Source organism: Anaerolineae bacterium, from assembly GCA_035529315.1.
In the GTDB taxonomy this organism is placed as follows: domain Bacteria; phylum Desulfobacterota; class Desulfobacteria; order Desulfobacterales; family ETH-SRB1; genus Desulfaltia.
This window is the reverse complement of record DATKWZ010000042.1, coordinates 23,129-32,830: the sequence shown is the minus strand read 5'-3', so window position 1 is coordinate 32,830 and position 9,702 is coordinate 23,129. Positions and strand designations below refer to the sequence as shown.

The window sequence follows — 9,702 nt, the reverse complement described above, 5'->3', positions numbered from 1 at the left end:
AGTTGATGGCGCCAGCGATAACCGCCTTCCAGCCTCAGGGATTGATAACCCTCCTTCAACCACAAGCCTTACCGCCTCCTCCCGAAACTCCTTCGTGTACTTTCCATATGGTATTCTCTCCATTGTGACACCTCCGTATCGAATTCAGCCTTAACATTGGTGTCCACTTTTTTCAACATACCTCAGATTTGGGAAATTTTTCAACTGTATCGAGTATCCAGTCGGTTGCATCGAACCATTTAACAAAAATTGGGAAACCTTCTTTCATGTTTTGCCATAAAATCCTTTTATAATTTCAATGATCTCATGGCCGTATTTCGACACCTTGGCATTGCCGAAGCCCTTTATGGTTTTGATTTGTTCCAAACTTCTGGGAGCAATGCACACAATATCGGCAAATTCCCTGTTTGTGCCGATGATATACACAGGCACCCCTTCCTTATCAGCTTTTTCCTTGCGCCATGCTTTCAATCGCTCCAGCAGCAGCTTCTGCCCTTCGTCAAAACCTTCCGCCTCCTTGCCCGACGTCTTTTCAAAAACCGGATCATACTCAAGAAACACAGTCCAGTATTTATCCTCACCGTCCTGAAAAAATTCAGCCCTATAGCTTTTTACATGCTTATTCAGAACAAATTTATTCAATCCGTCTTCGTTAAAACCTTTCTTGGTCCGATCAAACGGTATGGTCAATATTTTGAACATACATCACAAAATCCAGGCGTTTGGTCGCTCTTCCTTAATATATAAAGTCAATTCCTTAAATTTGCCGCGTACAGGGGGCAAGCCCCCTGTACCCCAAGCCAAACACACTAAGCAAAACACCATGCATCACTTCGCACACGCTGCGGCCTTATTGCAGGCGCATAGCAGCTTCGCTTTGCTTGCGCTTGCAATAAGGCCGCAGCGTTTCCAAAAGGTAAAAAGGTAAAAAACCAAAATCTAAGGTGTCCTGGCGAGGCGAAAGCCCAGGTAGCTGAGCCTGACGTCCGGGGTGTTGCTGTCGCGATACGCTGACAGGCAGAACCTCGCGTTGTCGTCCCAGCTGCCACCGCGATACACCCGGAACGAGCCACTGTTACAAAGCGGATCCTCAATACCATCACGATATGTATCAGTTACAACGCCACCGCTATACTCACAACTGTCCTGACACCACTCCCAGACATTGAGACCCCAAGCGTTGGGCTTCTTTTCCGCAACAGGGTGTGTCTTTGATGACGAGTTGTTAGAATACCAGGCATAGTCGCCCAGCCTTGAATCGCTGTCACCAAAGCAAAACCTTGTTTTGCTCCCTGCCCTGCACGCATATTCCCACTCAGCCTCGGTAGGCGGACGGTGTTTGTTTCCGCCCTCCTGACTGTTCAGCTTCCTTATAAATTCCCGGCAGTCGTTCCAGGATACCTGCTCCACCGGCAGATTATCTCCTTTGAATTTCGACGGGTTGTTTCCCATGATCTCTCGCCACTGTCCCTGAGTAACCTCTGTCGCGCCCATGTAAAAACCTTTTGTAAGAGTAACCTCATGCTGACGATCATCACTGTCGCGTTCCGGCTCATTTGAAGGGCTGCCCATCATGAAGGTGCCCGGCTGGATATAGACCATTTTGTAATTGATTGAGGGAATTGTATATGTCCTGACAGCGCCATCGCCCATGGGAGCAAAATCAAGGTCGTCAGGGACGTAGGACAGGGCGGGGGTTGCGGTGAAAAGAATAAGGGCTGAAGCAATTATAGTAAGAATCCTTGATAAATTTACCTTCATTTATACTCTTCTTGTTCCGTATGCATTCCCACGCTGGAGCGTGGGGAAGAGGCATTCTCTCTGTGTTCTCAGTGATCTCTGTGGTAAAAAAACCCATCACAAAACCAGGAACCTTCTGAGAGCTGCTGTTATTTCCTCCTGATAGACGCTCTCAAGCATACCGATTCGAAATTCCAAAAAGCTCTTTTCAATGGTATAAATCAACTGGCAAAACGCTATGGATTCCTTTTTAAGGCTATTGGCTCCTGACGGACTTATCCATACATCGGTTGGATATTTCTTTCTCTGTTTCCGATCCTGCAAAGGTATCACAGTAACAAAAGGATATGCGGTTACTCGATTTACCGCATCAGGAGAAACGATAATATATGGCCTGTCAGCCTTTGAGCTGTCTGCAGGTTGAGGAGGTTCGCTCGAACAAGATGAAGCTTGTTGCCGGATATTCCATATCTCAAAACGATTCATAAGCCTTGTAATTTACTCCCCCTTTTCCCGATTTGAACAAAATCACGGTCAATAGAATAATCTTTAGCCATTTCTCGAAGTTCCATGTCCTGAAATTGCTGCTTAAGCAGTTCGATTCCGTATCTCACAACCTCGCTCTTGTCTTTAAATGACTTTTTCCTGACTATTTTATCAATGAATTCGTTTTGCTCTAAACTCAAAGAAAATTGTTTTTTTACATAAGGCATAATTTTACCTCCCATGAGCTGTTTCGGCCTATTCGGGGAATAGAGCCTACAAAGAATCTATTAATTAGCATGCCACACAATAAGCCAAAAAGCAAGCTGTTTTTGTTGGCTATATGCATTCCCACGCTGGAGCGTGGGAACGAGGGAAAAATTTTCTTTGCGTTATCTGAAAGCTCTGTGGTAAAAAATGAAATTTTAAATGGAGATTATCCGACAAGATGAAGCGCATTAGAATATTAAATCTTTTAAAGCCAGACAAACCCATAGATAATGTAATTATAATGGGGTGGATCAGAACCCGGCGTGATTCAAAGGGCTTTTCCTTTTTAGAAATTAACGACGGGTCATGCCTTAAAAACATACGGGTGGAAAGACCGACTTTTCGCTCGATTTTTTTGGCGCTGCAACAAATCTGACAGTATCGGGACGGCTTTCAGCAGAAAAACAGTTGCGGCCATGGATGTTCTTGTGCCGAAAACAGGGGAGATAATAGGCGGAAGCCAGCGCGAAGAACGTCTGAATATTCTTGAAGCGAGGTTGGACCCTCTTTATCCTTTCATACATCTTAACTTTGCAAGATCCTCCGCATAACCATAAAGATGAAGCCCCTTGCTTTCGACAATCATCTCACCGTCCTGTACCCCTATCTCAGCCGCCATATACTCTTTCAGGTTTTGAATTCCTGCCAGGTTTGCAGGCAGCCCTCCCCAGAGATCCCATGAACGAAAATAAATAATAAAGTGAAGGGTTTCATCCTGTATCCGGGTATCTATAGAACGTAAACATGGCGGATCAAGCAAGGTAATATCGGAAGGATGCGCAACCTGGAGCACCATCTGGTTGTTACGGTATCCGTATTTTTTATATGTCTGAATCACCCACTCAATCTGATTAATATAAAGAGTCCCTTGCTTTTCAAAAACAGCTTTTCCGTCAATCTCTCTAACATCTATGATCTCTGCATCGCGTTTTTTCCACCAGGCAAGCTTGTTCCCTGTAATCGGAGCGCCCGTCAGTCTCTCGCCATAAGTGTATGATTCGCCGACCTCTTTATCCGAGGTCATAAGGTATTCAAGGTATGATCTGTTATGTCCTTCTCCTCCGTAAATATATGCTTCTTCAACAGGATTTGGTATCCCGCATGCCGGAGGAATATCAGGCAACAGGGGTTGTGTGCCGGGATGTTTCACATGACCAATAAAAAAATCGTATTCCAGACGCGTTTGTCCCGCATATGAACCACGATCAATTTTAAACCTTCTTCCACGATCAAATATATCATGTATTGCCTGAAACCATAGATCGGGCAAGTCTCTTGCTTCTACCTGATGAATATGCATATTAGTAACCGTTTATGGTTGATTGATAACCGTTTTTATATGTCAAGCACGCTGACATTAAGAGCGTTGTTTTGGATAAACTCTCTTCGCGGCTCAACCTCTTCTCCCATCAGGATCGTAAAAATTTCATCCGCTTCTACCAGATCCTCAATCTTTATCTGTAGCAAAGTTCTCTTGTTGGGATCCATGGTGGTTTCCCATAGCTGGTCAGGGTTCATTTCGCCAAGGCCTTTATATCTCTGAACAGCCAGACCATTCTTACCCTCTGCTATTAAAAAGGATAAAAGCTCTTTTTTGTCGTTTTTAACAATATCAACACCTGTTTTATCATTATTAAAGACCAAAAATGGAGGATAATCAAATTTTAATATGTTTTTTTCTATAACAAGACATCTCTGATAATCCGACGAACACACAAATCCTCTGCCGATTTTAACCGGTTTCATTTCTCTGCCTGATATGGCTGTTGCCAAAGCATCCTGATATATACTCTCTTTAGGGCTAACCATAATTTCATATATATCTCTTTCTTGATTCCAGCTCGGCCCATCAACGCTGTAACCATTTTTTAACAACAGGTCTTTGAGGTGTGTCATCTGCTGCTTGTCTTTTAAAAATTTTACGTTTTCAACCCCTTGTCTTATCAACAACTCGATAAAATCCTGTTTTATACCGCGAGACTCAAGTTTTGACATGTTTTCAAAATATTCTGCAAGATCACATAAAAAAAGATAAAGGTTATGTTCAGAAAGTGTTTTTTCATCCTTTGCGATTTTTACACTTTTATTATTGCATGCTCGTTTTAAAATATAATCATTAAATTCGGTCTCATTCTTAATATAAACCGCTGTTTTTCCTTTGCCCAACTTAAATAATGGTGGCTGAGCAATATATAAATATCCTTTATCGATTATGTTGGGCATTTGTCGATAAAAGAGTGTCAATAAAAGCGTTCTTATGTGAGAACCGTCAACATCGGCATCAGTCATAATAATTATCTTATGATATCTAATGTTTTCGATGTTATATTCTTCTTTCCCGACCCCTGTGCCAAGCACGGTGATTATGTTTCTAATTTCCTCGCTGCGCAAAATTTTATCAAAACGAGATTTTTCAACATTTAATATTTTCCCCTTTAACGGCAAAATAGCCTGGAACTTTCTATCTCTACCCTGTTTTGCGCTGCCACCGGCGGAATCACCCTCTACAACAAAGAGTTCTCTTTCTGAAGGTTCTAAAAATTGGCACTCAGCCAACTTGCCTGGAAGCGTGGAATCAAGCAACGAGCCCTGTTTCCTTGCCAGATCCCTTGCCCTTTTTGCGGCGTCTCTCGCTCTTGCAGCATCAACTGCTTTTTCTACAATCTTCTTAGCAACAGAAGGATTCTCTTCTAAAAACGCACTTAACTTTTCATTAACAAGAGATTCAACAAGCCCTTTTACTTCACTGTTGCCTAATTTAGTTTTTGTCTGTCCTTCAAATTGAGGATTCTTTATTCTGATGCTTATTATTGCGGTCAATCCTTCCCGAACATCATCGCCGCTAATTTTTGCATGAAGGTTTTTAGACAGGTTTGCTGTGGATGCATACTGATTTAGTGTGCGCGTAAGGGCGGCCTTAAATCCGATTAAATGAAAACCACCTTCTGTCGTATGAATATTGTTTGCAAAAGAAAATATCTTTTCTTTAAAAGTATCATTATATTGTATTACTATTTCAATTTGAACATCATTTTTTTCTCCTTCAATAAATATAGGTTTGTGAAGAGAGATGTGTCTCCTGTTAAGATATTCAACAAACGCTACTATTCCTCCTTTGTAAAAAAACTTTTCTTTTGTGTCGGAACGTTCATCTTCAATATTTATATTTAAGCCTTTATTTAAAAAAGCAAGTTCCCTGAGTCTTCTACTAAGTATTTCGTAAACGAAATTGTTTGTATTAAAAATATCAAGATCGGGAGAAAAATGAATCTTGGTGCCCTTTTTATCTGTCTTTCCTATTATGCTTAACTCACTATTCTTTATCCCTTTTTTATAGGTTTGATAATAAATTTTGTTGTCTTTATATATTTCTACTTCAAAATCTGCCGAAAGAGCATTTACAACCGATATTCCAACACCATGCAGCCCGCCGGATACCTTATAAGAATCGTGATCGAATTTTCCTCCTGCATGAAGCTTTGTTAACACAACCTCAACAGCCGGCACTTTTTCAGTTTTATGAATACCAACAGGAATACCCCTGCCGTTATCTTCAACACTGATGCTATTGTCGGTATGGACGGTGACCTTAATCAAATTACAATATCCGGCCATAGCTTCATCTATACTGTTATCAACAACCTCATAAACAAGATGATGAAGCCCTTCAACATCCACATTCCCAACATACATTGAAGGCCTCAATCTCACAGCTTCAAGGCCTTCAAGTACATCTATACTGCTTGCATCATAAATGTTTTCCATTAAATTCTCATCGGCATAATAACACTTAAAAATTGTTTATCCTCTTTTCCCTCAATAAAACATGGCTTCTGTTCATCAATTATATTTAAAACAATATCATCATCATCAATTATATTTAATGTGTCTATAAAGAATTTTGGATTAAACGCGGTCTCAATTTTATTTCCTTTATAATCTATATCCATATCCTCTTTTGATTCACCTAAATCAGGATTGGTGGCGGTAATTATTAGTTTGTCTTTATGAAAATTAAATACCACTCCTTTATAATTATCAGAATATAATATAGACATTCTTTTCAACATATTTAGAAACATTTTTCTATTAATAGTAATAATACTTGCATCTCCTTTATCAATAATTTCACTATATTTTGGAAATTCACCTTCAAGAAGTCTTATTATAATGGTTTCCGTATCTTTTTTAACAATAAAATGGTTGTCTTTATTTCCTGTCTGCACATCGCCTTTTTGATCAAGAAACCTGTTTACTTCGGTCAGACCCTTTTTGGGAATAATAATACCTGCTTCTAATGGTATATCAAATTTGCCTGCTGCGGACTCGGGAATATAATCAACCAGCGAAAGCCTGCTGCCATCCGTGGAAACCATCCTAATTGTATTTTGATTATTAATTTTTATTTTTTCAAAATATATTCCATTGATATGGACTCTTCTGTCATCTGTAGCAACACTTATAATGATGGTTTTATCTATCATTTTTTTAAAAGCCGCTGATTTGATTTTTAAAAAAGAAATATCCTCTATAGTTGGAATTTCAGGAAAATCGTCAGGATTCATTCCAACTATATGATAATTAACCTTATTATTGCTGATTTCCACCCAATGATTTTCTATTTCATTAATATTTATTTCATTGGATGGAAACTCTTTTACTATCTCGTATAGTTTTCTTGCATTAATAGCTATTGTTCCCTGTGAGGCTACTTTTGCAGGATATAATCCCACAAAACCTGTTTCAAGATCGGTGGCCGCAATTTTTATACCCGAATCTGTTGTTTGTATTAAAACTGTTTCAGTAATAGCCAAGCTGCTTTTATGCCCGGTTAAACCTTGAATGTTTGACAATACATCCAATATATCTGTCTTGTTAATAGTAAACTTCATATCTTTATTCCTATATTAAGTTATAAAAGATTATCTTTAATGTATGTTTATAACTATAACAACTTTTTAACCTGTCTGTTTTACTAAATAAAAAAACAAAAAAGTATTATAAAAAACCAGCTATTGTTATGTTTAAAAAATTGATATTATAAACATATAAAAAAATATTGTTTATAAGTAATTAATTATTGATAAAATATCAATACAAAAAAGCTAACAATATTTGTGTTTATATAAGATAGAAAAATTGAGCCTAAGGATTAAAAATTGAATCTGACGCAGTAATTGGTTAACAGGAGATATTTTGCAAAGAAAGATGGTAGCGGGGATAGGATTTGAACCTATGACCTTCGGGTTATGAGCCCGACGAGCTACCAGACTGCTCCACCCCGCATCATGTAAAAAACACAAAATAGGTAAAATAAAAAATTAAGTCAAGATTTTTTATTTTATAACAATGCTTTAATTAAACCTGTTAAATATTCAAACTCGGTTTCTGAATATTTATTGTCATTATATTTAATAAGAAGATGTTTTGTACGACTTGTATGTCCTGATATTATTTCAAATTTTGCTTGTGGAATTTTTAGAATATTCGCCAGATATTTTATGCACATTTTGTTTGCAGCCCCATTTACAGGAGGAGCTGTAAGTTTAATTTTAATCGCATCGCCATAAATACCTGCTATCATGTTTTTTGAAGATTTTGGTTGAACAAACACTTTAAACACGATGCCTTTATTGCTTTTATTGATAAATAACATTATGTTGAACCGCAATAGCGAGCGAATATAAAAACGGTTAATTTCAATAAATATATTTTTTTATCGGGCTACCTGGTTAGAGTTAGTTTTTGCGGTTCAATATCAGAATTTCTAATATTATTTATGATACTGCTTGACGAGATATTTTTTATAACAGGAATAAGCACTACCCTTCCGCCGAACCTCTCAACAATCTCTCTTCCTGTAACATCTTCAAACATATAATTGCCGCCCTTTGTGAGTATGTCTGGACGAATAATTTCAATTATTTTATTAAGTTGTTTTGAAGAAAAAACCACAACATAATCAACGGAATTTAACGCGACCAAGATGCTTATACGCTCCTTTTCGCTGATTATCGGTCTTCCGTGCCCCTTAATGCTGGCTACAGACTCATCATCATCAATAGCGACAACAAGCACATCTCCAAGCTTCTTTGAGGCGGCAAGAAGCATAATATGACCTGAATGCAAAAGATCAAAACAACCGTTTGTAAGAACAATTTTTTTATTGTCGGCCTTAAGCTTCTGCACAACAGCCGGAAGTTCTGAAAAAGATATATGTTTGGTTGAGGCATAGTCACAACCAGGTGTCAAGGCCGATAAAAGTTCGTTTTTTGACACAGTCGACGTTCCAACCTTGCTTACCACAATACCTGCTGCTGTATTAGCAATGGTTGCAGCTTTTGCAAAAGAGGCTCCTGAAGCGACTACAAGTCCTAAGACGGCGATTACAGTATCTCCGGCTCCTGACACATCGAAGACCTGCCTTGCCTGAGCAGAGATATAATAAGGTTTTTTATTATGCTCAAATAAAACCATTCCGTCCTTGCCACATGTAATAAGAAGCTTTTCTATCTTTACAGTTTCAAGAATCCTGTTTCCGGCTTTAATTAAGGTTGATTCGTCGATAATCTCTATTCCAGAGGCAAGGGCTGCCTCCTTTTTGTTCGGAGTAAGTAAAGAAACACCTGAATATTTTAAAAAATCACGCCCTTTTGGATCGGCTACAGATATCTTTTTGTGTTTTTTTACAACAGCTGTCAGCGAGCTAAGCAAAGACTTCGTAATTAACCCCTTGCCGTAATCGGAAATTAATACCAGATCCACATCAGATATTACACTCTCAATATAATTTAATATAAGATCAAGGGTTTGTCCGGATATGTCTTTTTTTGTTTCCCTGTCGATTCTAAGGACCTGCTGGTTGCCGGAAATAATTCTGGTTTTTCTGGTCGTGAGCCTTTCCGGTTCCTCGACAACCCCGTCGGTATTAATGCCGAGTTCGTTTAATGTTGCGAGCAAAAGATGTCCATATCTGTCTGAACCTATTACTCCTGCCAGTGAAACCTTTGCTCCAAGCGCTATAAGGTTGTTTACGACGTTTCCGGATCCACCCAGAGTATAGTTCTCTTCTTTAACCGAAACAACCTGGACCGGCGCTTCCGGAGATATCCGGTCGACATTACCCCACAAGTATTCATCGACCATTAAATCTCCGACAACGAGGATGTTACATCTTTCAAATTTTGAAATATCAAAAGTCATAACTAT

At 38.8% G+C, this 9,702-nt stretch carries 11 protein-coding genes and 1 tRNA gene; 1 reads left to right on the top strand and 11 read right to left on the bottom strand.

Going from position 1 to position 9,702, the window contains the following annotated elements; all coding sequences use genetic code 11:
- From VMW78_08200 to VMW78_08180, 5 genes are all read right to left on the bottom strand, one after another.
- The coding region (locus VMW78_08200; GenBank protein ID HUV50983.1) for a transposase at nucleotides 1–123 on the bottom strand (123 nt) is incomplete at its 3' end.
- A gap of 141 nt (nucleotides 124–264) precedes the next feature.
- A complete protein-coding gene (locus VMW78_08195) occupies nucleotides 265–702 on the bottom strand; it encodes an HRDC domain-containing protein (GenBank protein HUV50982.1) in 438 nt (145 codons plus the stop codon).
- A 237-nt stretch (nucleotides 703–939) separates the two neighbouring features.
- A complete protein-coding gene (locus VMW78_08190) occupies nucleotides 940–1,761 on the bottom strand; it encodes a formylglycine-generating enzyme family protein (protein HUV50981.1) in 822 nt (273 codons plus the stop codon).
- Between the two features lie 96 nt (nucleotides 1,762–1,857).
- Nucleotides 1,858–2,226 carry a type II toxin-antitoxin system PemK/MazF family toxin gene (locus tag VMW78_08185; GenBank protein ID HUV50980.1) on the bottom strand — a complete coding sequence of 123 codons (369 nt, stop codon included), beginning with the start codon at nucleotides 2,224–2,226 and terminating at the stop codon, nucleotides 1,858–1,860.
- Nucleotides 2,223–2,453, bottom strand: a complete 231-nt coding sequence (locus VMW78_08180) for a hypothetical protein (GenBank protein HUV50979.1) — start codon at nucleotides 2,451–2,453, stop codon at nucleotides 2,223–2,225. The genes VMW78_08185 and VMW78_08180 overlap by 4 nt, the downstream gene beginning before the upstream one ends.
- Before the next feature lie 218 nt (nucleotides 2,454–2,671).
- Between VMW78_08180 and VMW78_08175 the strand changes: the two genes are divergently transcribed.
- Nucleotides 2,672–2,869: a hypothetical protein gene (locus VMW78_08175; GenBank protein HUV50978.1), complete on the top strand. Its 198-nt coding sequence runs from the start codon at nucleotides 2,672–2,674 to the stop codon at nucleotides 2,867–2,869.
- A 132-nt stretch (nucleotides 2,870–3,001) separates the two neighbouring features.
- Here VMW78_08175 and VMW78_08170 read toward each other — a convergent pair whose 3' ends face one another.
- From VMW78_08170 to rfaE1, 6 genes are all read right to left on the bottom strand, one after another.
- Complete coding sequence (locus VMW78_08170) at nucleotides 3,002–3,793, bottom strand: thymidylate synthase (protein HUV50977.1); 792 nt, start codon at nucleotides 3,791–3,793, stop codon at nucleotides 3,002–3,004.
- A 35-nt stretch (nucleotides 3,794–3,828) separates the two neighbouring features.
- Nucleotides 3,829–6,258, bottom strand: coding sequence for a DNA topoisomerase (ATP-hydrolyzing) subunit B (gyrB, locus tag VMW78_08165; protein HUV50976.1), 2,430 nt, complete (start codon nucleotides 6,256–6,258; stop codon nucleotides 3,829–3,831).
- Nucleotides 6,258–7,385 (bottom strand): DNA polymerase III subunit beta, encoded by a 1,128-nt coding sequence (gene dnaN / locus VMW78_08160; protein ID HUV50975.1) that lies wholly within the window; start codon nucleotides 7,383–7,385, stop codon nucleotides 6,258–6,260. Before dnaN ends, gyrB begins: the two co-directional genes overlap by 1 nt.
- A gap of 317 nt (nucleotides 7,386–7,702) precedes the next feature.
- Nucleotides 7,703–7,779: transfer RNA gene (locus VMW78_08155), tRNA-Met, on the bottom strand.
- Nucleotides 7,780–7,834: 55 nt separating this feature from the next.
- Complete coding sequence (locus tag VMW78_08150; protein HUV50974.1) at nucleotides 7,835–8,149, bottom strand: DUF167 domain-containing protein; 315 nt, start codon at nucleotides 8,147–8,149, stop codon at nucleotides 7,835–7,837.
- 68 nt (nucleotides 8,150–8,217) lie between these two features.
- Entirely contained in the window at nucleotides 8,218–9,696 is a 1,479-nt protein-coding gene (gene rfaE1 / locus VMW78_08145) for a D-glycero-beta-D-manno-heptose-7-phosphate kinase (GenBank protein ID HUV50973.1), read from the bottom strand.
- Between the last annotated feature and the right edge of the window lie 6 nt (nucleotides 9,697–9,702).

Bases quoted from the DNA above. Each gene is read 5' to 3' on its own strand.
- VMW78_08195 (HUV50982.1), bottom strand. From the start codon at position 702: ATGTTCAAAATATTGACCATACCGTTTGATCGGACCAAGAAAGGTTTT.
- dnaN (HUV50975.1), bottom strand. From the start codon at position 7,385: ATGAAGTTTACTATTAACAAGACAGATATATTGGATGTATTGTCAAAC.
- VMW78_08180 (HUV50979.1), bottom strand. From the start codon at position 2,453: ATGCCTTATGTAAAAAAACAATTTTCTTTGAGTTTAGAGCAAAACGAA.
- VMW78_08185 (HUV50980.1), bottom strand. From the start codon at position 2,226: ATGAATCGTTTTGAGATATGGAATATCCGGCAACAAGCTTCATCTTGT.
- gyrB (HUV50976.1), bottom strand. From the start codon at position 6,258: ATGGAAAACATTTATGATGCAAGCAGTATAGATGTACTTGAAGGCCTT.
- VMW78_08170 (HUV50977.1), bottom strand. From the start codon at position 3,793: ATGCATATTCATCAGGTAGAAGCAAGAGACTTGCCCGATCTATGGTTT.
- VMW78_08175 (HUV50978.1), top strand. From the start codon at position 2,672: ATGAAGCGCATTAGAATATTAAATCTTTTAAAGCCAGACAAACCCATA.
- VMW78_08150 (HUV50974.1), bottom strand. From the start codon at position 8,149: ATGTTATTTATCAATAAAAGCAATAAAGGCATCGTGTTTAAAGTGTTT.
- VMW78_08190 (HUV50981.1), bottom strand. From the start codon at position 1,761: ATGAAGGTAAATTTATCAAGGATTCTTACTATAATTGCTTCAGCCCTT.
- rfaE1 (HUV50973.1), bottom strand. From the start codon at position 9,696: ATGACTTTTGATATTTCAAAATTTGAAAGATGTAACATCCTCGTTGTC.